Consider the following 22,237-nt stretch of genomic DNA (forward strand, 5'->3'; position numbering starts at 1 on the left):
CCCAGCAATGGGTGCAGGTGACTGGTACTAATAGGCCGAGGACTTACCACAAAGAAGCTACGCGTCCACTGTGCAGTATCTGAGACAACACACGAGTTGTTCAGCAGATAACTGAAACCCGCACCACCCACCGTCACCGACGACCCGCAACGGTCCGATGTGACGGGAAGTGTGTGCCTCGTGCTCTGTTGTTTCACAGAGTTTCGGTGGCCATAGCGGAGGGGAAACGCCCGGACCCATTCCGAACCCGGAAGCTAAGCCCTCCAGCGCCGATGGTACTGCACCCGACAGGGTGTGGGAGAGTAGGACACCGCCGAACAACCCTTCCCAGAAAGCCCCCCGACCACAGGTCGGGGGGCTTTCTGCATTCACGGGTAAAGCACCGGCAGTGGGACTTTCGCGAAGTGGCCCCTGCCGGCCGGCCGGCGGATCTACCGGGTGGCGCCCACTGCCGTCAGGGCAGCTGCCACCACCTTCTGGACGCCGTCGACATCCGGTACTCCCGCGCCCGGCTCGTCCGTCTGGAGGTCCTCGAGGGTATCGAACTGCGACTGGAGCAGAGAGGGCGGCATGAAGTGTTTCCTGCGCGACATGCGGTCGAGAAGCGTGTCGTAATCCGCTTGTAGGTGGACGAAGAACAGGTCGGGGAAGCCCGTGCGAAGCCAGTCCCGGTACAGCCTTGTCAGGGCGGAACATGCCGTCACCGAGGTACCGCCTTGTCCCGCCACTCGCTCGATCTCACGCGCCACTGCGGTGAGCCACGGTCGACGGTCGTCGTCGTTCAGCGGATGACCAGCGGACATCTTGTCGATGTTGGCCTTCGGGTGGAAGGTGTCACCCTCGATGAATGTGCTTCCCAGTGTCGTCGCCAGTGCGCTGCCGACGGTGGTCTTGCCCGTCCCCGACACACCCATCACGACGATGTGCTTCGGAATGCCGCCGGCGTGGTCCGTCACGTCAGAACACCACCCAGAGCAGTGAGGCGAGCGCGAAGACCGCGAGTCCGAGTGTCGTTTCCATGACCGTCCATGTTTTGAGTGTCGTCTTCTCGTCCATACCGAAGAATCGGCTGACGAGCCAGAAGCCCGAGTCGTTCACGTGCGAGAGCACAGTGGCTCCCGCGGCGATCGCGAACACGAGCAGTGCGGTGTCGAAGTTACCCAACCCCAGCTTGACCACCTGAGCCGATACCAGTCCGGCTGTGGTCGTCAGCGCGACCGTCGCGCTGCCCTGCGCGACACGGAGCGCGGCGGCGATGAGGAATGCCTGCACGATCAGCGAGAACCCGAGGTCGGACAACGACTCCGTCAGGGAGGCGCCGATGCCGCTGGCGCGAAGGACTCCGCCGAACATGCCGCCGGCGCCCGTGATGAGGATGATCGCGCACACCGGGCCCAGGGCGTCGTCCATGAGCGACGTGGCCTTGGAGACGGAGAACCGTCCGGGTGCCAGGACCACCAACGAGAGCAGCACAGTCAGCAGCAGAGCGACGGGTGTCTGTCCCAGGAGGATGAGGGCGTCCGCCCACCCGGCATCCTCCGAGACGATTCCGGCAGTCTGCAGCGTCGAGACACCTGTGTTCAGGCAGATGAGTACGAGGGGGAACAGGAGCAGTCCGAGGACGGCCAGGAAGCGCGGTGGCGCGACGGCGGGAGCGTCGGGGTCGTCGGCGGTATCCGCGAACAGCGCGGCCGGGCTGGTGACGAATCGGCGACCCAGGCGCGTACCGACCAGGTAGGAACCGAGGAACCACGCGATGATCGCGACCGGGAGCCCGACGACGAGAGTGACGCCGATGTCTCCGCCCATGAGGTCCGCCGCTGCCACGGGTCCCGGGTGCGGCGGCACGATCGCATGCATGGCCGCGAAGGCGCCGGCTGTCGGCAGCGCGTAGAGCAGGACGGATCCGCCGAAGCGCCGCGCCACCGAGAAGATGATCGGCAGGAAGATGACGAGACCGGCGTCGAAGAAGATCGGGAACCCGAAGATCAAGGCGGCGACGCCGAGCGCGAAGGGAGCGCGCTTCTCACCGAAGCGTGCGATGAGTGTGTCCGCGAGAACCTGGGCCCCACCGGTCTTCTCGAGGAGTCGGCCGAGCATCACGCCCAGCGCGACGAGCAACGCGACGTTGCCGAGTGTCCCTCCGAAGCCCGAGAGGAGCGTGTCGGGTACGTCCGCGAGCGGAATGCCTGCGGCGACCGCCGTCACCATGCTCACCAGAACGAGTGACAGGAAGGCGTGGAGCTTCACCTTCATGATGAGGAAGAGCAGGACGGCCACGGCGATGGCCGCGACCGACAGCAGGTAGGCCGTTCCGTGTACCGGTTCCATGATGTCCACGCCGAGTCACCCTTTCGCGTGCCGAGATGTGTCCCGACACTAACGGCGCGACTCGCACGCACGGCGTTGCACGCGCCTCACCGTGTCCGAATCGTCACGTCCGGCGGGGTGTCATCGAGCGCGTGCCACGCGGCCCTCGTCCCACACCGGTTCACCCGACTCGTACACCCGACCGTCCGCCCCGAAGACGAGGAACCGGTCGAAACTCCGAGCGAACCACCGGTCGTGGGTCACCGTGACGACGGTTCCGTCGAACGCGACGATCGCGTCCTGCAGGGAGTCGGCCGACTCGAGGTCGAGGTTGTCGGTGGGTTCGTCGAGAAGGAGCATCGTGGCACCGGACAACTCCAGCAGCAGGATCTGCAACCGTGCCTGCTGGCCGCCGGAGAGGTCGTCGTACCTCTGCTCCGCCTGGCGCGAGAGCCCGTACCGGTCGAGTGCGCGGGACGCGGCCTCCCGTCCCATCCCGTCACGGTGCGAGGTCCCGCGGTGCAGGATGTCCAGCAACGTGTTGCCCTCGAGGTCGGGGCGGGTGTGGGTCTGGGCGAAGAGTCCCGGGCGGACCCGCGCACCGAGAGTGGCTGTGCCCGTGTGCGGTACGGGCGCCAGGTCGAGTTCGCCGACGGGGAGGTGCTCGATGTCGGGATCGGTGCCGCCGGCCGCGAGCAGCCGCAGGAAGTGCGACTTGCCGGACCCGTTGGAGCCCAGCACCGCGACGCGGTCGCCGTACCAGATCTCCGTGTCGAAGGGCTGCATGAGACCGGTCAACTCGAGTGACGTGCACACGAGTGCGCGCTTCGCGGTCCGTCCTCCCGTGAGCCGCACCGCGACGTTCTGGCGGAGCGGCACCGCCTCGGGTGGGCCCGCCTCCTCGAACTTCGCGAGCCTCGTCCGGGCCGCCTGGTAGCGCGAGGCCACACCGTCGTTGAACTTCGCCTTCTCGCGCAGCCGCAGTACGAGCGCCTGCAGTTTCACCCGCTCCTCGTCCCACCGCGCCTTCAACTCGTCGAGTCGCGCGTTCCGCTTCTCACGTGCCTCGGTGTAGGTGGAGAAGCCGCCGCCGTGCACCCACGCCGAGGCGCCGTTGATCCCCGGCTCCAGTGTCACGATGCGAGTCGCGGCCGTGGACAACAACTCTCGGTCGTGGCTGATGAACAGCACCGACTTGTCCGACGCGGCGATGGTGCGCTCGAGCCACCGCTTGCCCGGCACGTCGAGGTAGTTGTCCGGCTCGTCGAGCAGCAGCAGTTGATCGTTGCCCGCGAACAGTGCCTCGAGCACGAGCCGCTTCTGCTCGCCGCCACTGAGCGTGGACGCTGCCCGCCATTTCGCGCGTTCGAACGAGGCGCCCATCGCGGCCATGGTGACCTCGTCCCAGAACGGCTCCAGGTCGTATCCACCGATGTCGCCCCAGTCGGACAGTGCCTGCGCGTAGGCCATCTGGGTCGCTTCGTCGTCGTGCTCGATCATCGCGTTCTCGGAGTCGTCCAGACGACGGGCGGCCGTACGGACGGGCTCGGCGCACACCGACAGAAGAAGGTCACGCACCGTCGACTCGTCGCGTACCTGGCCGACGAACTGCCGCATCACTCCGAGCGTTCCGGAGCGCGTAACGCTCCCCTCGTCCGGTGGCACGTCGCCGGCGACGATCCGGGTGATGGTCGTCTTGCCGGTGCCGTTGGGTCCGATCAGTGCGGTCTTGGCGCCGTCGCCGACCCTGAACGACACGCCGTCAAGCAGTTGGCGGCCGTCGGGAAGGAAGTAGTCGACGTCGGACAGTTCGAGATGGGACACAGGACGTCAGACTACGGCCGGTCGAACCCGCCCTCCACGGGATTTTCGTGCGGCGCCGGCAGCGCCGCGGAACCCGGTCGGGCAAACTTGACCGATGCAGCCCACACAGCGACCCGTCAGCCCCGGCGACACCGGACGGCCGAGGCTCGTCGCATCGGATGTCGACGGAACGCTCATCGACCACCACGAGCGCGTGACGGCGCGAACGAAGGCCGCGGTGCACGCCGTCATGGCGGCGGGGGACACCTTCGTGCTCTCGACGGGCCGGCCGCCGCGATGGATCGGGCCCATCGTCGACCAGCTGGGCCACGCACCCATGGCCGTGTGTGCCAACGGCGCGGTGATCTACGACAGCGAGAACGACGTGGTCGTGTCGGCGCGGACGTTGAGCGTGACCGATCTGGCCGAGCTGGCCGCGCTCGCGGAGTCCCTCATCGCCGGGTGCGGCCTCGCGGTGGAGCGGGTGGGCCGGAGCGCGCACGACGCGGCGACGCCGCAGTTCGTGAGCTCACCCGGCTACGAGCACGCGTGGCTCAACCCGGACAACACCGAGACGTCCTCGGAAGAGGTGTTGTCCGCACCCGCCGTGAAGTTGCTGATCCGGCAGTCGTCGATGACGAGCGGGGACATGGCGGCCGCGCTGACGTCACACGTGGAGCACCTCGCCGACGTGACGTTCTCGACCGACAACGGGCTGATCGAACTGAGTCCGCCCGGGGTGTCGAAGGCGTCGGGGCTGCTGGAGATCGCGCGGACCCTCGGCATCGAGGCGTCCGAGATGATCGCGTTCGGAGACATGCCGAACGACGTGCCGATGCTGACGATGGTCGGCCACGGCGTCGCGATGGGCAATGCACACCCTGCAGCGATCGCCGCGGCCGACGAGGTCACCACGAGCAACGCGGACGACGGCGTCGCCCGCGTGCTCGAACGGTGGTGGAGCTAGAGGAGAACGGTCAGCCGACGGGAACTGCCTCGGGAGCCGGGGCAGGAGCATCGACGGGTGCGCCGGCGTTCATCTCCGCGGTGTACGTGTCGGTGAAGGTCTTCACGACCGTCGTCACGATGCCCGTGATCTCGTCGAACGAGAGCGACCCGTTCTCGAAGTCCGACTGCCAGCCGTTGGGGATGCGGTACTCGTCGGACGTCGGGAGTCCGAGGGATCCGGACTCCGAGCCCATGGCGACGAACTGCTTGAAGATCTGACCGAGCACGGAGACCACCTGGCCGGTGGGCGTCGTGTAGATCGATCCGTTGGCGAAGTCCGCGCGGGTCTGTCCTTCGGGTGCGGGAAGCAGCCCGGTCAGGGCGGCGCCGAGTCGACCCGACTCACCGCCCTCGGCGACCCACTTCTGCACGATCGGGTTCTGGACGCCCATCGCGAGGAGCTCGGACACGAGCCCGGTCAGCGTGGTGCTCGGAGCGGGCGACGACGCGTCGACACTCGGGGGAGCCGCGACGGGCGGGGCCACCAGACCCTCGTCGGTCGCCGTACCCGTACCGGGCTCCGCCGGAGTCGGGGTGCCGGTCCCGTTCAGGTTGGCTGCCGCGATGGAACGGATGTCGTCCATACGTGCGTAGGCGGCGTCGCCGGGGCACTCGGTGTTGCCGACATCGCGGTGCGCGAAGATCACCGGGAGATCGATCGAGCGGCCCTGCTGAACGAACGTGTACTGCGTGCCCTCGGAGGTCATCGTGGTGGTGCCCTTCGGGTCCAGACCGGCCTTGCCGAGACGCCACCCGAGGAACTTGCCGGCAGCGTCGAGCGACTCCTGTGTCGGCTGCTCCGAGCTGTAGTCGCCCATCAGCGCGATGCCCATGGTGTTCTCGTTGAAGCCGCCCGCGTGCGCGCCCTCGACGTTGCGGTCGAGGCCACCGGCGCGACCCTCGAACACCTGGCCGTACTTGTCCACCAGCACGTTGTAGCCGATGTCGCACCAGCCCAGTGTCTGTGCGTGGTACGCGTAGATCGCCCGGACGATGCCCGCGGACTCGTCCTTGCTGTAGTTGTTGCTGCCCGCGGTGTGGTGCACGGTGGCGCCGCCGAGAGAGTCGTCGTACGTGGGGGATCCGCAGCGCTTCGACTCGTCTGCTCCCCACTGGGCGCGCGTGATCACGGCGGGGCCGGATCCGTCGACGGGGGTCGCGATGTCACTCAGCGTGCTGTCGGCCGCCGAGGTGCCGGGCGTGATGAGCACGGCGGTCGCGTCCGCGAGGGCGTTCGCGATCGGCTGGGCCCGCAGCGGGCGGGACGACGAGGCCGGGACGTAACCGAGCTCGGGTGCCGGCGCGACGGGATCGGCCGCGTCGGGAGCGGGTGCCGCTTCGGGTGCCGGTGCCGGCTCGGGAGCGGGTGCCGACGGCTCGACCGGGAAGGCCGGATCGGCGGGGTTCAGGACGGCGCCGGCCGGGACGGTGGGACTCAGCAGGAACTGGACGCGCTTGGTCAGACCCACGTAGATGGGCTCGGTCCCGTTGGCGACGGCGGGCACGTCCGAATCGGTGCGACCGGTGTCGATGGACTGCGTCTCGTTCCATGGACCCCAGGAACCGTCGTCGAGCTGGGCGCGTACGCGGGCCACCGCGGAGCCGAGCTGGTCGGCCGTCAGCGCGACCATGCTGAAGGGGGTGTCCTGCGACACCTCCTTGACCACGGCGCCGTCCTGCGAGCCGTCCACCTCGGACGGAGCGGGAGCCACGGGATCGGTGGGCGACGCGGCGGGCACCTCGGGAACCGTGAGTCCGGGGATGGACGGGATCTCGAAGGAGTCGGGCAGCGACAGATCACGCAGTGACCCCAGGTCGATGTCCGGCAGATCGAGCCCGGTGAGTTCCTTGACGGGGATGACGATGTCGGGTGCGTTCGCGAGCGCCAGCTTGGCGATCTGTGTGGGAACGACGGTGGTGGTGTCGTTGGCCGCGCGCACTCCGGTCGTGCTGTCCCCGACGGCGTAGACCACGACAGGACTCGTGACCGCGAGTGCGGCGACGACACCCAGAATCAGTGACGGCTTCGGTCGACGGTGCAAGACGATTTCTCCCCTGGTAGACGTTGCCCCGCGATCACCGGCTCATGTGACGGATGTGACTCATGTGATAGGTGATGCGCAACAAGCGCCACACTAACCACAGAAACACCAACCATCAACCTCCAGTAGAGGGTTCGGCCAGGTGTTCGAACGAACAAGCCGTCGCGAGGGTCGACGTGCGGGTTGCGGGACGACTACACAGCGTCGGATACCCTGGTCACCCGTGACTGATACTTCGCGAGGACGGTACGACCTGATCGTCGTGGGGTCCGGTTTCTACGGCCTCACGATCGCCGAGCGGAGCGCCGCGGAACTGGGGAAACGGGTGCTCGTGCTCGACCGGCGCTCCCACATCGGGGGCAATGCCTACTCGGAGCCCGAGCCCGGTACGGGCATCGAGATCCACAAGTACGGCGCCCATCTCTTCCACACCTCGAACGAGAAGGTGTGGGAGTACGTCACTCGCTTCACCGAGTTCACGGGCTACCAGCACCGCGTGTTCGCCCTGCACAAGGGCCAGGCGTACCAGTTCCCGATGGGTCTGGGCCTGGTGTCCCAGTTCTTCGGCCGCTACTTCACTCCCGCCGAGGCGCGCGCGCTCATCGAGGAGCAGTCCAGCGAGATCTCGGTCGAGGACGCCGCGAACCTCGAGGAGAAGGCCATCGCGCTGATCGGCCGCCCGCTGTACGAGGCGTTCGTCCGCGACTACACGGCCAAGCAGTGGCAGACCGATCCCAAGGATCTGCCCGCGGGCAACATCGCGCGGCTCCCGGTCCGCTACACGTTCGACAACCGCTACTTCAACGACACCCACGAGGGTCTGCCCGTCGACGGCTACACCGCGTGGCTCGAGAACATGGCCGAGAGCGATCTCATCGAGGTCCGACTGGACACGGACTGGTTCGACGTCCGTGACGATCTCCGGGCCGAGAGTCCGGACGCGCCCATCGTCTACACGGGACCGCTGGACCGCTACTTCGACTACTCCGAGGGCGAACTCGGCTGGCGCACACTCGACTTCGAGACCGAAGTGCTCGACACCGGTGACTTCCAGGGAACTCCGGTGATGAACTACAACGATGCGGACGTGCCCTACACGCGCATCCACGAGTTCCGACACTTCCATCCCGAGCGTGACTACCCCGCCGACAAGACGGTCATCATGCGCGAGTACTCCCGGTTCGCGGAGTCGGGGGACGAGCCGTACTACCCCATCAACACTCCCGACGACCGCGCGAAGTTGGCGGCCTACCGCGATCGCGCCAAGCAGGAGACGGTGGAGAACGCCGTGCTCTTCGGTGGTCGACTGGGCACGTACCAGTACCTCGACATGCACATGGCCATCGCCAGTGCACTCACCACATTCGAGAACACTCTGCGCCCCCATCTCGAATCCGGTGCTCCACTGGGTGATTCGGCGTGAGCGAGAACCCGCTGCTGGGGCGATCGCTGCTGCAGCGCATCCTGCTCCCTCGCGCCGGTGAGCCGCTCGACGTCCGCACCCTGTACACCGACGAGGCCCGCACCAACCCGCGTCGAGCGCACTCGCTCTCGCGCACCTCGGTGTCCATCGGGTCCGAGTCGGAGGTCTCGTTCGGCACCTACTTCAACGCGTTCCCGGCGAGCTACTGGCGACGCTGGAGCACGCTGGGGTCGGTGGTCCTGAGAGTCGAGCTGGTCGGCCACTGCCGCATCGACGTCTACCGATCGAAGGCGGACGGGTCGCGGATCCACGTCCAGGGCGGCGACACCGACGACGCGACGACGGTCGACGGCGACGTGACGACTCTCGAGTTCGTCGTCGAGCTCGGTCCCTTCGAGGACGGCGGATGGATCTGGTTCGACGTCACCACCGACACCGACGTCGAGGTGCGGTCCGCCGGGTGGTTCGCACCTGTCGACGCGCCGGGTCGCGGAACCGTCGCGATCGGCATCCCCACCTTCGACCGACCGACCGACTGTGTGAAGGCACTGACCGCCATCGCGTCGGATCCGCTCGTCATGGCCGTCGTCGACGCCGTCATCGTGCCCGACCAGGGCACCCGCAAGGTGCGCGACGAGCCCGGATTCGACGACGCCGCGGCCGCGTTCGGCGATCTCCTCAGCATCCACGACCAGGCCAACCTCGGTGGATCCGGCGGATACAGCCGGATCATGTACGAGGCGCTCGAGAACACCGACGCCGAGCACATCCTCTTCATGGACGACGACATCGAGATCGAGCCCGACTCGATCCTGCGGGCGCTCGCCATGGCCCGCTTCGCGAAGGTGCCGACGCTCGTCGGTGGCCAGATGCTCAACCTGCAGGCACGAAGTCACCTGCACGTGATGGGCGAGAAGATCGACACCGGCATCTTCATGTGGGGCGGCGCCCAGAACGTCGAGTACGACCATGACTTCGCCGAGAAGCCGCTGCGCGAGTCGACACTGCTGCACCGCCGCATCGACGTCGACTACAACGGCTGGTGGATGTGCCTCATCCCGCGGGTGGTCGCCGAGACCATCGGTCAGCCGCTGCCGCTGTTCATCAAGTGGGACGACGCCGAGTACGGACTGCGGGCGCGCCAGGCAGGGTTCCCCACGGTGACCCTCCCGGGTGCCGCGATCTGGCACATGGCGTGGAGCGACAAGGACGACGCCATCGACTGGCAGGCGTACTTCCACCTGCGCAACCGCCTCGTGGTGGCGGCGTTGCACTCCCCGGGTTCCGCCCGCGGCCTCGTGGTGAACACCGTCAAGGCCACGATGAAGCACCTGCTGTGCCTCGAGTACTCGACGGTCGCGATCCAGAACATGGCGATCCGCGACTTCCTCGCCGGCCCCGAGCACATCATGGACATCCTGCCGACGGCGCTCGCCGAGGTACACCGGGTGCGCAGGCAGTACCCCGACGCCGTGGTCGTCCCGTCGTCGACGCTGCTCCCGCCGGCCAGCGGCGCGGACGTTCCCGCCGTCGCCGAGCCGGTCGGCGTCGTCGCGAAGGTGTCCCGGCTGGCGAAGGGCCTGATCCACAACGCCCGAGGTGCGCAGCGGCAGCACCACGACCGTCCCCAGCTCAACGTGCCGACGCTCGATGCGCGCTGGTACCTGCTCTCGCAGGTCGACGGTGTCACCGTCACCACCGCCGACGGACGCGGCGTCGTGTACCGCAAGCGGGATCCGAAGATCGCCTCCGCTCTGCTCGGTGAGGCGCTCTCGCTGCGCCGCGAGCTGGCGTCGCGCTTCCCCGAGCTGTCCGACCGGTACCGTCGCGCCGTGCCCGAACTCACCAGCAAGGAGCGTTGGGAACGTGTCTTCTCCTATCCGAACTGACAACCTGGTCCGAACTGACAACCTGGTTCGAGCCGACCTGCGGGTCCTCACCGCGGTGCAGGGCAGCGTCGGTTCACTGCCGGGCGCCGTGCGCGTCGCCCGCGGGATGTCGCACTTCGGTGAGCACGCCCTCGGGTGGATCGCCATCGGCGGCGTCGGTGCCGTGGTCGACTCGGCACGGCGCGAGCAGTGGGCGTCGGTCGCGGTCGGTGCGGTCGGTGCCCACGCGGCGTCGATCGTCGTCAAGCGGATCTCACGGCGTCGGCGCCCTACCCATCCTTCCGTGCGCGTCGGCGTCTCCACACCGAGCCAGTTCAGCTTCCCGTCGTCGCACGCGACGTCCACCACGGCCGCGGCCCTGCTGATCGGCCGCGCGAGCGGTCTACCCGTGGCACCCGTGCTGGTGCCCGCGATGCTCCTGTCGCGTCTGGTGCTCGGCGTTCACTACCCTTCCGACGTACTCGTGGGCTCCGCGCTCGGCGCGCTGTCCGCGGCGGCGACGGTGCGAGCCGAGAAGAATGCGGCGGTTCGATTCGGCCTGACTGTCAGAGACACAGCGGCCACGACAGCAGGAGCAGCATGAGCGAGGAACCCGCCGTCGTCGGCGCGCCCCCGAAGAACCTGGCCACGGGCATCGTGAAGGCGGTGCGCCCGCGCCAGTGGGTCAAGAACGTGCTGGTCCTGGCGGCGCCCCTGGCTGCCGGCTCGGTCACCGAGAGCTCGGTGCTCCTGCCGGTCGCGCTCGCGTTCCTCGTCTTCTGCATGGCCGCGTCGGGCATCTATCTGGTCAACGACGCGATGGACGTCGAGGCGGACCGGGCGCACCCCACCAAGCGTTTCCGTCCCATCGCCGCAGGCGTGCTGCCGGTGAACCTGGCCTTCGCCATGGCGGTGGTGCTGCTCGGCGGCGCGATCGGGCTCTCGTTCCTGGCCAACTGGAACCTCGCCGTGGTCATGGGCGTCTACATCGCGGTCCAGCTCGCGTACTGCTTCGGCCTCAAGCACCAGGCGGTGCTCGACATCTGCATCGTCTCGTCCGGCTTCCTGCTGCGCGCGATCGCGGGCGGCGTGGCGGCCGACATCCCGCTGTCGCAGTGGTTCCTGCTGATCATGGCCTTCGGATCGCTCTTCATGGCAGCCGGCAAGCGGTACGCCGAGCTTCAACTCGCCGAACGCACCGGCGCCAAGATCCGCAAGTCGCTGGAGAACTACACGACCACGTACCTGCGGTTCGTGTGGACGCTCAGCGCCACGGCTGTCGTCATCTGCTACGGGTTGTGGGCCTTCGACCAGGACGCGAAGAACGGCAGTTCCCTCTTCGCCATCTCGATGGTTCCCTTCACTGTCGCCATCCTGCGGTATGCAGTGGACGTGGACGGCGGCGAAGCGGGCGAGCCCGAGGAGATCGCACTCGGGGACCGGGTGCTCCAGTTGCTCGCCATCGTGTGGATCGGAGTGGTGGGTGTCGCTGTCTACCTCGCATGAGGAACTGACAGAACGTACCGGCGACGAGCAGTCGCGGGCCGACGACCGGGCGGGAACACCCGGGTGGGCCCGAGCGACCGGCGTCGCCGGTATCGGCGTGGTCGCGATCCTCACCTTCTGGGGTGCCTGGGATCGTCGTTGGATCGCGGACGACGGACTGATCGTGCTGCGCACCGTCCGCAACCTCCTGGCCGGCAACGGACCGGTCTTCAACGCCGGCGAGCGCGTCGAGACCAACACGAGCGCCGCCTGGACCTACGTCGTGTACGCCTTCTCGTGGCTCAGTGGCGTCCGCCTCGAGTACGTGGTGCTGACCATCGCCCTCGTGCTGACGACGGCGGCCGTCACGGTCGCGATGATCGGCACGGCGCGCCTGTACGCCGGGCGCGCGGTGCTCGTGCTCCCCGCAGGAGCGCTCGTCTACATCGCTGTACCCCCGGCACGCGACTTCGCGACGTCCGGCCTCGAGTCGTGCCTGGTCATCTTCTGGATCGCCGTCCTGTGGTGGCTGATGCTCCGCTGGGCCGACCGACGGGTGGAGAACCCGTCGACCGCCCTCGTGCTCGTCATCGCCTTCTGGGGCGGACTGTCGCCACTGGTCCGGCCCGAGCTCGTCATCGTCGGCGGCCTCGCGCTCCTCATGCTCGTCGTCGCGACGTCGGGATGGTTCCGCCGCGCCGCCGTCGTCGTGGTCGCCGGTCTGCTCCCGGTCGGCTACCAGATCTGGCGCATGGGCTACTACGCGCTGCCGTACCCGAACACCGCGGTGTCGAAGGACGCCGGCGGCGCGAAGTGGGCGCAGGGATCGACGTATCTGTGGAACCTCGTCGGGCCCTACGCCCTGTGGGTGCCCGCGGTGCTGGTCGTCGTGGCCGCAGCACTGGCCGCCACCCGGATCGGGCCCGGCGCGGCTCGCCGAGACGATGCGCCACGCGGTGTGGCCGGACTCGTCTCCCGGCTCCGCACACCGAGCGCCGTCGTGATCTTCGCGCTCGTGTCGGGTCTGATCTCCACGGTGTACGCCGTGCGAGTCGGCGGCGATTTCATGCACGGCCGAACGCTGCTCCCCGCGTTGTTCCTGCTCCTGCTCCCGGTCGCCGTCGTGCCGATCCCCTTGCGACGCGGGGTCGTCGCGCTGGTCTCGTGCGTCGCTCTGTGGCTCGGCGTGGTCGTCTGGGCCGTCTTCGCGGCCGTCACCACCGGTATGCCGCAGGGCACGACGGTCGGGCGCAGCGGCATCGTCGACGAGCGCGCGTTCTACTCCGAGAACACCGGCCACCGCCACCCGATCCTGGCGAGCGACTACCTGGACTACCCGCGTATGCGGGCAATGGTGCGGACCATCGAGAACACGCCGGACGGCGGGCTGCTGCTGCCGTCGGCGCAGTTCACCTACTGGGACGTGGTGCCGCCGCCCCTGCCCATTCCCGAGGGCGGCGACGAGCACGTCGTCTACTTCCTCAACCTGGGGATGACCAGCATGAACGTGGGACTCGACGTGCGGGTGCTGGATCAGATGGGTCTGGCGTACCCGTTGGCGGCGCACACGGAACGGCTCGACAACGGCCGCATCGGACACGACAAGAACCTGTACTCCGACTGGGTGGTCGCGGACACCGGAATGGTGGACGTTCACCCTTTCCTGCCGTTCTATCTGGACGAGGAATGGGTGGATCAGGCGCAGGTCGCCCTGACCTGTCCGGAGACGCAGGAACTGCTGACGTCCTACCGTTCGGAGCTCACGCGGGCGCGGTTCGTGCAGAACTTCAAGCACTCGCTGGATCTCGCGGGGTACCGGTTCGACCGGGTGCCGAAGTATGAAATACAACGGTGTAATTTGGAGATGCCCCCGGAGCGGCCTGCCTCCTGATGACGCACCTCGAGTGAGATCCACGTCACAGTGAGATCACCGGGTAATGGCGTTTCGGTGTCGTGAGTATTCCGATTTCGACGTCCTGGCTGGATTCTGGCATCTCGTTTGTGTAACGCTGTCTCCGTCGGCGGAGATATGTGTAGATGATGTGCGTCGACGTGCAGGATCACCCGCGGGGTGATCGTGTGCGGAAGACGAGACCGATGGTCCAGGTTTCGAGGTCGTCCTCGGAGCCGGGCCGGATATCGATCGACGAAGCGGTGCGGCCGTCCGGCTGCACGGAACTGTGAGAGGCCGAATGTATGCGTGACGGGTCCGTTACCGATGTCGCTGGTGACGACAGCGCTCTGCCGCGTCAGGCTTCACGCCTGCGCACCCCCCGAGTGGGCCGACGTATGCGTCAGGCCCTCGTCTCCGTCGTGATGGCCGCCGCCATCCCCCTCGGCCTCGCGGTCGTGGGCACCGGAGCCACTGCCAATGCCGAGGTCCGCGCCGGCTTCGACGTGTGGTCGGACTCGTCCATGGGTCCGATCAAGAGCCGCGTCTGGCGCGCCAAGGACGGCAACACGTCGAAGGTGGTCTACCTCCTCGACGGCCTGCGCGCCACGCCGGACATCAGCGGCTGGGAGCACGAGACCAATGCCGGCTCGTTCCTCTCGGACAACAACATCAACGTCGTCCAGCCGGTCGGTGGTGAGTCCAGCTTCTACACCGACTGGTACGCACCGTCCAACTTCAACGGACAGCGGATCACCTACAAGTGGGAGACGTTCCTGACGAAGGATCTCCCCAATCGCCTCGCGGCGGGTGACCTCAATTTCTCGCGCACCCGCAACGGCATCGTCGGTCTCTCGATGGGTGGCAGCGCCGCCCTGACGCTGGCCGCGTACCACCCGAACCAGTTCAGCTACGCCGGCTCGCTGTCGGGTTACCTGAACATCTCGGCTCCCGGCATGCGCGAGGCCATCCGCGTCGCGATGCTCGATGCCGGCCGGTACAACGTGGACAGCATGTGGGGACCGCCCTGGGATCCGGCATGGCTGCGCAACGACCCGTTCGTCTTCGCTCCCCGTCTGCGTGACAACGGAACCCGCGTGTGGGTCTCGGCTGCCAGTGGCCTGCCCGGCGTGTACGACCGTCCGGCCTCGCTGCTCGACTACTACAACACCGCCAACGGCATGGGCCTCGAGGCGCTGGCACTGGCCAACAGCCGCGCGTTCCAGGTCCGCATGGCCTCCATCGGCGCCAACAACGTCACCTACAGCTTCCCCGGACAGGGAACGCACCGGTGGGGTTACTGGTTCGACCAGGTCGTGCAGATGATGCCCGATCTGCGCGCCAACATCGGCTGAGTCCACTCGGCTCTCGACAGCCCCGGCCCTCGCTTCGGCGACGGTGTCCGGGGCTGTCGTCTGTTCTGAGGCGACTCCCGTAACATTTGCACCACCAGTCACAGCGAGTCTCCCCGAGGCGGTCGCCGTGACCGTGTAGAACAAGATCGGCGGCACTCTCGACGAGTCGGACACCTCCGACACGGCGACGGCCCCGCACAGTCTCACGTTTCGAGGAAGCGAGTCCCATACATGCGAGTTCCGAACGGCCGGAGAGCGCGGCTTCTGTCCGCCCTGGCGGTCACGCTGGTTCTTCCGCTCGCAGGAGGGTCGATCGCCACGGCGGTCGCGTCTCCGGTCCACGCGGCACCCGTCCAGGCGGCACCGCTGCGTGCCCAGGCCGACGCCGGCGCCACCGTGTCCGCGGTCGACTGGATCACCGACCGCCGCGTCGCGGTGTGGGTGAACTCGCCGTCCATGGGCGTTCCCATCCAGGTGCAGCTGCTGCTGGCGCGCGACTGGAACAAGAACCCGCAGGCCACGTTCCCCTCGGTGTGGATGCTCGACGGCATGCGCGCCACCGACGACGAGAACGGCTGGACCGCCGAGACCGACGCCGAGTCCTGGTTCGCCGACAAGAACGTCAACGTCGTGCTGCCCGTCGGTGGCCAGTCGAGCTTCTACTCCGACTGGGCCGAGCAGAACAACGGCCGCAACTACAAGTGGGAGACGTTCCTGACCAAGGAGCTCCCGCCGATTCTGGAGCGTGACTGGCGCTCGAATCAGACGCGCGCGGTCGCGGGTCTGTCCATGGGTGGCACCGCCGCGATGACGCTGTCGGCGCGGAACCCGGGCTTCTTCCGGTTCGCCGGATCGTTCTCCGGCATCCTCAGCACCACGACGCTGGGCATGCCGCAGGCCATCGGGTACGCCATGCAGGACGCGGGTGGGTTCGACGCCGGTGCCATGTGGGGAGTGCCGTCGAGCGAGCTGTGGGCTCAGCACGACCCCTACGTGCTGGCCGAGAAGCTCAAGGGAATGAGCCTCTACGTCTCGAGTGGCAGTGGTACCGCCGGACCGTACGACCAACAGTCCGACATCCCCGGCATCAGTACGAACTACGCCGGCATGGGGCTCGAGATCCTGTCGCGTCTCACGTCGCAGACATTCGCGACCAAGCTCAACAAGCTCGGTATCCCGGCCTCGATCAACTACCGGCCGTCCGGCACGCACTCCTGGGCGTACTGGCAATTCGAGCTGCGGCAGGCCTGGCCGCAGATCGCCACCGCGCTCGGCGTCGACGTGGACAAGCCGGCATGCAGCGTGGGCGGGAACATCGGTGGGACCGCCAGTGCCAACGGATGGCTCGGCGACTGCCTCACCTCCGAGTACGACGTCGCGGGTGGGCGCGCACAGGACTTCCGGTTCGGTCGCATCTTCTCCTCGGACGGCGGCACGCACGTGGTCGCCGGCGCGATCGGTGGCGCCTACGCCGCCAACGGTGGTCCGGCCGGCGCGCTGGGCATGCCGCTGTCGGGTGAGCTCGGTACCCCGGACGGTCGCGGACGCTACAACTCGTTCCGCAACGGAATGGTCTACTGGACCCCGCAGACCGGTGCGCACGCGGTGCGCGGCGCGATCCTCGACGAGTGGGCTCGACAGGGCTACGAGGGTGGGCCGCTGGGCTACCCGCTGCGCGACGAGGTGCAGACCCCGAACAAGCCGGGCGCGGTCCAGGGCTTCGAGATCGGTGCGATGTACTTCTCGCCCGACACCGGCACGCACGCCGTCATGGGCAAGATCATGGAGAAGTACGGTCAGACCGGCTGGGAGAACGGCGCCCTCGGCTTCGCGAAGACCAACGAGGTCCCGGTCCGCGACGGCGGCCGCTTCACCGAGTTCCAGGGCGGCAACATCTACTGGTCCCCGGCCACCGGTGCCTGGTCGATCCTGAACGGTCAGATCTTCGATGCGTGGAAGAGCGTCGGGTACGAGAACGGCCGCCTGGGATACGTCACCAGCGATCAGTTCGACATCCCCGGCGGTGTCCAGCAGAACTTCCAGAACGGCTTCGTGACGGTGCGGGACGGCGTCGTCCAGATCGTTCCCTGACCAGACACCGGGCGGTGTCGACGCGGTGGGACTTCGCCCCGCGGCCGGCCTTCGGCCTTCCCGCACACAGAGTCCTCTCAGACCGTGCCGGTACCGTCCGCTGTCAGTTGCCGTGCCCCGATGACAGTAAGGACGTTTCCGTGACCTCGAGGTTCGCCACCACCGTCGCACCCCTGATGCTGGCCGTCGCGGCCGGCGCTCTGCTCACCGCGTGCGGCGGCGACGACTCCTCGGCGAGCAGCACACCGTCCCTGACTTCGAGTGCCACCGCCGCTGCGACCACCACGGAGGCGTCGACCTCCGCGTCCGCCACGACGACCTCGCCCGGAGCCACCACGAGTCCGGGCGCCGCGGCGACCGCACCCGACGAGGCGCAGCCGGTGCCCAGTGGGTTCCCCGGGCCGACCGAGGTGCCGATCGACGCCCGCGGCACGGCGTTCCTCGACGCGTTGAAGTCCCGCGGCGTCACTGTGGCGGGCAACGGCGACATCGCCATCGGTACGGCGAGTTACATCTGCGCCGCTCAGTCCGAGGGCGTGGCGGACGACCAGGTCCTCACCTTCGTGACCGCGAACGTCGGTGCCGAGGCGTCGGCGGCCGGTACGACCGTCACCGCCGAGGACGCGTCGCGGACGGCGCAGACCTACGTCGACGTCGCACGATCCACGTACTGCGGATAGGCGGCGCCCCGTGACACGATCCGGTCGAACCCGGCCGCCGCGTCGGCGTTCGGTGGTGCGGACACTGCTTGTCCTCCTCGCGGTCGCGCTCGTCGTCGTCCTCGTCCTGCTGTTGCTCTGGTACCTGCTCGCAGGTCGACTGACGACACCCGGCCCCGGTGAGCCGGGTGTTCCGGGTGCCGAACCGCCCACCTCGCAGCCGGCGTCGTGCCCCGACGTGTTCGTGCTCTCGGTACCCGGTACGTGGGAGTCGAACGCGGCAGACGACCCCTATGCCCCCACCGCGAACCCGATCTCGTTGATGCTGAACGTGACTCAGCCGCTGCAGCAGCAGTTCGGCCCCGAGCGCGCCGAGGTGTACACGGTCCCGTACGTCGCACAGTTCTCGAATCCGATCGCGTTCCCGCCCGACGGCCAGGCGTCCTACAACGTCAGCCGGTCGGAGGGCGCCGCGAAGGCGAACGAGATCCTGTCGCAGCGGTCCGCGGAGTGCCCGCTCACGTCCTACGTGCTGGCCGGGTTCTCGCAGGGTGCCGTCATCGTCGGCGATCTCGCCGCGTCGATCGGCGCGGGGTCGGGTCCGGTCCCGGCGGAGCGCGTCCTCGGTGTCACCGTCATCGCCGACGGTCGACGCGACGGCACCAGCGCGCAGCAGGTCGGTCCGCCGGTGGACGGCGTGGGCGCCGAGGTGGCGCTCGGCGGTCTCGACGTTCCCGGAATCACCCTGACGGGTGCCCGCCAGGGTGGGTTCGGTGCGCTCGCCGATCGGACCTTCTCGATCTGCGCTCCGGGCGACCTCATCTGCGCGGCTCCGCCCGAGGCGATGTCACTCCGCAACATCCCGTCGTCGCTGACCGCGCTGGCCGGTGCGGCGGGTGATCCTGTGCACGGCAACTACGCTCGCTATGTCATCGACGACGCCGGCACCACCGCCACGCAATGGACGGCGAACTGGGCGGCGGGTCTCGTCGCGTCGGCTCCGACACCTGCTCACAGCTGACGCGAGGTGCGGCGCGGGGCAACTTTGGTCTCGAGCCGGTAACGGTTAGAGTGGCGAGTCGGCATCGACTCCGGCCACCGCACCTTCCCTCGACGCTGCAGGAGAGAAATTCATGAGTTCTGCCGACGCTGCGGCCACCACTGCGCCACTGCGCACGTTCCGCTTCGCGGCAGGCGGTGAGGGCAACCCGGACGAGGGCGGCGCACGGCGTTTCGTGAAGTTGGCGCAGAAGGCGGAGGAGCTGGGTTTCGACAGCTTCATGATTCCCGACCACCTGGGCAACCAGGTCGGTCCCATCGCCGCGCTCGGCGCACTGGCCGTCGCCACCGACAAGATCCGACTGGGTACCGCAGTCCTCGCGAACGGCTTCCGCCACCCGGCGGTGCTGGCGAAGGACGCGACGACCATCGACCAGATCTCCGGCGGTCGGCTCGAGCTGGGTATCGGCGCGGGGTGGCTCAAGGAGGAGTACGACAAGGCGGGCATCGCCTACGAGAGCCCCGGTGTGCGCATCGAGAAGCTCGACGAGTCGCTCACCATTCTCGACACCCTGATGCGTGGGCAGGAGTGCCACTTCCAGGGCAAGCACTACCAGGTGAACGGATTGCAGGGCAGCCCGCGTCCGCGCCAGGGCCCGCGCCCTCCCATCGCCGTGGGCGGCGGTGGCCCGAAGATGCTCGCGATGGCAGCGAAACACGCCGACATCATCTCCCTGGTCCCCAGCACCACGCGTGAGGGCAAGCTCAAGCTGTCCGAGATCACCATGGAGAAGAGCATCGAGCGCGTCGAGATCATCCGCGCCGCGGCGGGTGATCGCTTCGCCGACATCGAGCTGAACTGGACCATCACGACCATCCTGATCTCCGACGATCGGGAGCAGACTGCCGAGATGGTCATCGGTGCGCTCGACAACGGCTTCCCGCCCAACATGGAGGTCGACACCCGTCTGACCGTCGAGCAGATCCTGGAGTCCCCGTACATCGCGATCGGGAGCTTCGAGGAGATCGCCGACCAGATCCGGAACGTGCGCGCCCGGACGACGATGTCGTACGTCGGCGTCTTCCCGACACAGATGGACGCCTTCGCGCCGGTGATCCCGCTGCTGGCGGGAGAATGACGGTCGAGGATCGGCGGGTCTGTACCATGCTTGTGGTTCTCGCTGTCACGATCGGTGAGCGAGACCGGTGAGACTTACCGGTGAGTAAGATGACGACGCTCGAGCACGAGCGCGTGCATCCAGCAGACGACGCCCACATCAGGACTGGGCGGTGTCGTGTAGCCGGCGGTGTCGCACTGCTTCGGAGGAGAGAATGATGAGTAACTCGTTCGACGATTTCGTCGACGACACCGGCAACATCGTGATCCGCGAGGATCTGACGCTGGTCCGCCACGTCGAGCAGAACGTCGCGAACAACGGTGACGACCTGGCCTACCGCTATGTGGACTACTCGCGCGAGCGGGACGGCGAGGTACACGAGCTCACCTGGTCGCAGTTCGGTGCGCGTCTGCGCGCGGTGGCCGCGCGCCTGCAGCAGGTGACGTCCCCCGGCGACCGCGTCGCGATCCTCGCTCCCCAGGGCCTCGACTACGTCGTGGCATTCTTCGGTGCCGTCTACGCGGGCGCCATCGCGGTGCCGCTCTTCGATCCGGACGAGCCCGGACACAGCGACCGCCTGCACGCCGTGCTGAACGACTGCTCACCGTCGGCGATTCTCACCGCGACCAACTCGGCTGCGGGTGTGCGCCAGTTCTTCCGTGCGCTTCCCGCTGCACAGCGGCCCCGCATCATCGCGGTCGACGCCATCCCGGACAGCGTGGGCGCCACCTGGACCGAGCCGCCCACCGACATCGACTCGATCGCCTACCTGCAGTACACGTCCGGATCGACGCGCGTCCCGGCCGGTGTGGAGATCACCCACCGCGCCGTCGGCGTCAACGCGCTGCAGATGGTCGACGCGATCGAGCTGAATCACGACTCGCGCGGCGTCACGTGGCTGCCGTTGTTCCACGACATGGGTCTGCTCACGGTGATCCTGCCCGCACTGGGCGGCAAGTACATCACCATCATGAGTCCGCGCGCCTTCGTGCAGCGGCCGTGGCGATGGATCAAGGAACTCGCCGCCGTGTCCGACGGCGCCGGTACGTTTGCGGCGGCGCCGAACTTCGCGTTCGAGCACGCGGCACAGCGCGGACTGCCGAAGAACGGCGAGTCTCTGGACCTGTCCAACGTCATCGGCCTGATCAACGGCAGCGAGCCGGTCACCACCACGTCGATGAAGAAGTTCAACGACGCGTTCATGCCGTACGGACTGCCGAAGACGGCCATCAAGCCGTCCTACGGCATGGCGGAGGCGACCCTGTTCGTCTCCTCCACCAAGCACTCGGACGAGGCCAAGGTCATCCACGTCGACCGCACGGAGCTCAACTCCGGACGCGTCGTCCAGGTCGCCGAGGGAACGCCCAACTCGATCCCGCAGGTGTCCTGCGGGTACGTCGCGCGGAGCCAGTGGGCCGCCATCGTGGACGCGGACGCCGCGTCCGAGGTCGCCGACGGGAACGTCGGTGAGATCTGGCTGCACGGCGAGAACATCGGCAAGGGTTACTGGGGTCGGGAGAATGAGACCTCGGAGACCTTCCACAACAAGCTGGTCTCGCGGCAGCCGGAGAACAGCCATGCGGACGGTGCGGCCGAGGGCGCGAACTGGATGCGCACCGGCGACTTCGGTGTCTACGTGGACGGCGAGCTCTACATCACCGGCCGTGTGAAGGACCTGGTCATCGTCGACGGCCGCAACCACTACCCGCAGGACCTCGAGGCATCCGCCCAGGACGCGAGCACAGCCCTGCGCCCCGGTTTCGTGGCGGCCTTCGCCGTGCCCGCCAACCAGCTCCCCGACTTCGTCTTCGAGCACGGCGGCGCAGGCCTCACCCGCGACGCGGGCGACTCGTCCGAGCAACTGGTCATCGTGGCCGAGCGCGCGCCGGGAGCGGGCAAGGCCGATCCGCAGCCCATCGCGGACACCGTGCGCGCAGCGATCTCGACGCGCCACGGCGTGACGGCTCGCGACATCCTCCTGGTTCCCGCCGGCTCGATCCCGCGTACCTCCAGCGGCAAGATCGCGCGTCGGGCCTGCAAGGCGGCGTACATCGAGGGCACGCTGCGTGGTGGCTACCAGCAGACGGCGTTCCCCGACAATCCCGAAGACTGATCACCCGACGCGGGTAGTTTGGCGAGCTGATGGCTGAAGAAGAGACAACGACGTCCGCACCGGAGCCGACAG

General features: G+C 67.8%; 16 protein-coding genes and 1 rRNA gene. 13 read left to right on the forward strand and 4 right to left on the reverse strand.

Annotation, left to right across the window (positions count from 1 at the left end):
* Positions 1 to 202 precede the first annotated feature (202 nt).
* Positions 203 to 319: ribosomal RNA gene (gene rrf / locus HQ325_RS00005) — 5S ribosomal RNA — on the forward strand.
* 112 nt (positions 320 to 431) lie between these two features.
* Here rrf and HQ325_RS00010 read toward each other — a convergent pair.
* From HQ325_RS00010 to HQ325_RS00020, 3 genes are all read right to left on the reverse strand, one after another.
* Positions 432 to 956 carry a gluconokinase gene (locus tag HQ325_RS00010; RefSeq protein WP_374107172.1) on the reverse strand — a complete coding sequence of 175 codons (525 nt, stop codon included), beginning with the start codon at positions 954 to 956 and terminating at the stop codon, positions 432 to 434.
* 1 nt (position 957) lies between these two features.
* Positions 958 to 2,340, reverse strand: a complete 1,383-nt coding sequence (locus tag HQ325_RS00015; protein WP_222626202.1) for a GntP family permease — start codon at positions 2,338 to 2,340, stop codon at positions 958 to 960.
* Between the two features lie 111 nt (positions 2,341 to 2,451).
* The gene (locus HQ325_RS00020; RefSeq protein WP_222626203.1) at positions 2,452 to 4,134 is read right to left on the reverse strand and encodes an ABC-F family ATP-binding cassette domain-containing protein; all 1,683 of its coding nucleotides are present in this window, start codon (positions 4,132 to 4,134) and stop codon (positions 2,452 to 2,454) included.
* 94 nt (positions 4,135 to 4,228) lie between these two features.
* Here HQ325_RS00020 and HQ325_RS00025 point away from each other — a divergent pair, with 94 nt between their 5' ends.
* Positions 4,229 to 5,080, forward strand: coding sequence for an HAD family hydrolase (locus HQ325_RS00025; RefSeq protein WP_222626204.1), 852 nt, complete (start codon positions 4,229 to 4,231; stop codon positions 5,078 to 5,080).
* A 10-nt stretch (positions 5,081 to 5,090) separates the two neighbouring features.
* On the opposite strand, the gene HQ325_RS00030 is transcribed toward HQ325_RS00025, so the two are convergent.
* Entirely contained in the window at positions 5,091 to 7,163 is a 2,073-nt protein-coding gene (locus HQ325_RS00030) for an N-acetylmuramoyl-L-alanine amidase (protein WP_222626205.1), read from the reverse strand.
* 223 nt (positions 7,164 to 7,386) lie between these two features.
* Between HQ325_RS00030 and glf the strand changes: the two genes are divergently transcribed.
* The 11 genes from glf (at position 7,387) to fadD32 (ending at position 22,165) form a co-directional block, all read left to right on the forward strand.
* Positions 7,387 to 8,586 (forward strand): UDP-galactopyranose mutase, encoded by a 1,200-nt coding sequence (glf, locus tag HQ325_RS00035; RefSeq protein ID WP_308014192.1) that lies wholly within the window; start codon positions 7,387 to 7,389, stop codon positions 8,584 to 8,586.
* Positions 8,583 to 10,475 (forward strand): glycosyltransferase, encoded by a 1,893-nt coding sequence (locus HQ325_RS00040; protein ID WP_222626206.1) that lies wholly within the window; start codon positions 8,583 to 8,585, stop codon positions 10,473 to 10,475. Before glf ends, HQ325_RS00040 begins: the two co-directional genes overlap by 4 nt.
* A 37-nt stretch (positions 10,476 to 10,512) precedes the next feature.
* Positions 10,513 to 11,058: a phosphatase PAP2 family protein gene (locus HQ325_RS00045; RefSeq protein ID WP_308014334.1), complete on the forward strand. Its 546-nt coding sequence runs from the start codon at positions 10,513 to 10,515 to the stop codon at positions 11,056 to 11,058.
* On the forward strand, positions 11,055 to 11,960 hold the full coding sequence (locus HQ325_RS00050; protein WP_222626207.1) for a decaprenyl-phosphate phosphoribosyltransferase: 906 nt from the start codon (positions 11,055 to 11,057) through the stop codon (positions 11,958 to 11,960). Before HQ325_RS00045 ends, HQ325_RS00050 begins: the two co-directional genes overlap by 4 nt.
* Positions 11,938 to 13,830 (forward strand): flagellar motor control protein ZomB, encoded by a 1,893-nt coding sequence (gene zomB / locus HQ325_RS00055; protein ID WP_308014193.1) that lies wholly within the window; start codon positions 11,938 to 11,940, stop codon positions 13,828 to 13,830. The genes HQ325_RS00050 and zomB overlap by 23 nt, the downstream gene beginning before the upstream one ends.
* 398 nt (positions 13,831 to 14,228) lie before the next feature.
* Positions 14,229 to 15,185, forward strand: a complete 957-nt coding sequence (locus tag HQ325_RS00060) for an alpha/beta hydrolase family protein (RefSeq protein WP_261777599.1) — start codon at positions 14,229 to 14,231, stop codon at positions 15,183 to 15,185.
* Positions 15,186 to 15,416: 231 nt separating this feature from the next.
* Entirely contained in the window at positions 15,417 to 17,276 is a 1,860-nt protein-coding gene (locus tag HQ325_RS00065; RefSeq protein WP_222626209.1) for an alpha/beta hydrolase-fold protein, read from the forward strand.
* A 176-nt stretch (positions 17,277 to 17,452) separates the two neighbouring features.
* On the forward strand, positions 17,453 to 17,956 hold the full coding sequence (locus tag HQ325_RS00070) for a DUF732 domain-containing protein (protein ID WP_222628688.1): 504 nt from the start codon (positions 17,453 to 17,455) through the stop codon (positions 17,954 to 17,956).
* 10 nt (positions 17,957 to 17,966) lie between these two features.
* Positions 17,967 to 18,956: a cutinase family protein gene (locus HQ325_RS00075; protein WP_222626210.1), complete on the forward strand. Its 990-nt coding sequence runs from the start codon at positions 17,967 to 17,969 to the stop codon at positions 18,954 to 18,956.
* A 112-nt stretch (positions 18,957 to 19,068) separates the two neighbouring features.
* Positions 19,069 to 20,073, forward strand: a complete 1,005-nt coding sequence (locus tag HQ325_RS00080; protein ID WP_222626211.1) for an LLM class F420-dependent oxidoreductase — start codon at positions 19,069 to 19,071, stop codon at positions 20,071 to 20,073.
* A gap of 196 nt (positions 20,074 to 20,269) precedes the next feature.
* Positions 20,270 to 22,165, forward strand: a complete 1,896-nt coding sequence (gene fadD32 / locus HQ325_RS00085) for a long-chain-fatty-acid--AMP ligase FadD32 (RefSeq protein ID WP_222626212.1) — start codon at positions 20,270 to 20,272, stop codon at positions 22,163 to 22,165.
* The last annotated feature ends 72 nt before the right edge of the window (positions 22,166 to 22,237 follow it).

Source organism: Rhodococcus sp. BP-349 (genome assembly GCF_019835845.1).
Lineage (GTDB): Bacteria > Actinomycetota > Actinomycetes > Mycobacteriales > Mycobacteriaceae > Rhodococcoides.

Coding starts and splice junctions, on each gene's coding strand:
- HQ325_RS00025 (WP_222626204.1), top strand. CDS start 4,229: ATGCAGCCCACACAGCGACCCGTCAGCCCCGGCGACACCGGACGGCCG.
- HQ325_RS00050 (WP_222626207.1), top strand. CDS start 11,055: ATGAGCGAGGAACCCGCCGTCGTCGGCGCGCCCCCGAAGAACCTGGCC.
- HQ325_RS00060 (WP_261777599.1), top strand. CDS start 14,229: ATGCGTCAGGCCCTCGTCTCCGTCGTGATGGCCGCCGCCATCCCCCTC.
- HQ325_RS00065 (WP_222626209.1), top strand. CDS start 15,417: ATGCGAGTTCCGAACGGCCGGAGAGCGCGGCTTCTGTCCGCCCTGGCG.
- HQ325_RS00070 (WP_222628688.1), top strand. CDS start 17,453: ATGCTGGCCGTCGCGGCCGGCGCTCTGCTCACCGCGTGCGGCGGCGAC.
- HQ325_RS00080 (WP_222626211.1), top strand. CDS start 19,069: ATGAGTTCTGCCGACGCTGCGGCCACCACTGCGCCACTGCGCACGTTC.
- fadD32 (WP_222626212.1), top strand. CDS start 20,270: ATGAGTAACTCGTTCGACGATTTCGTCGACGACACCGGCAACATCGTG.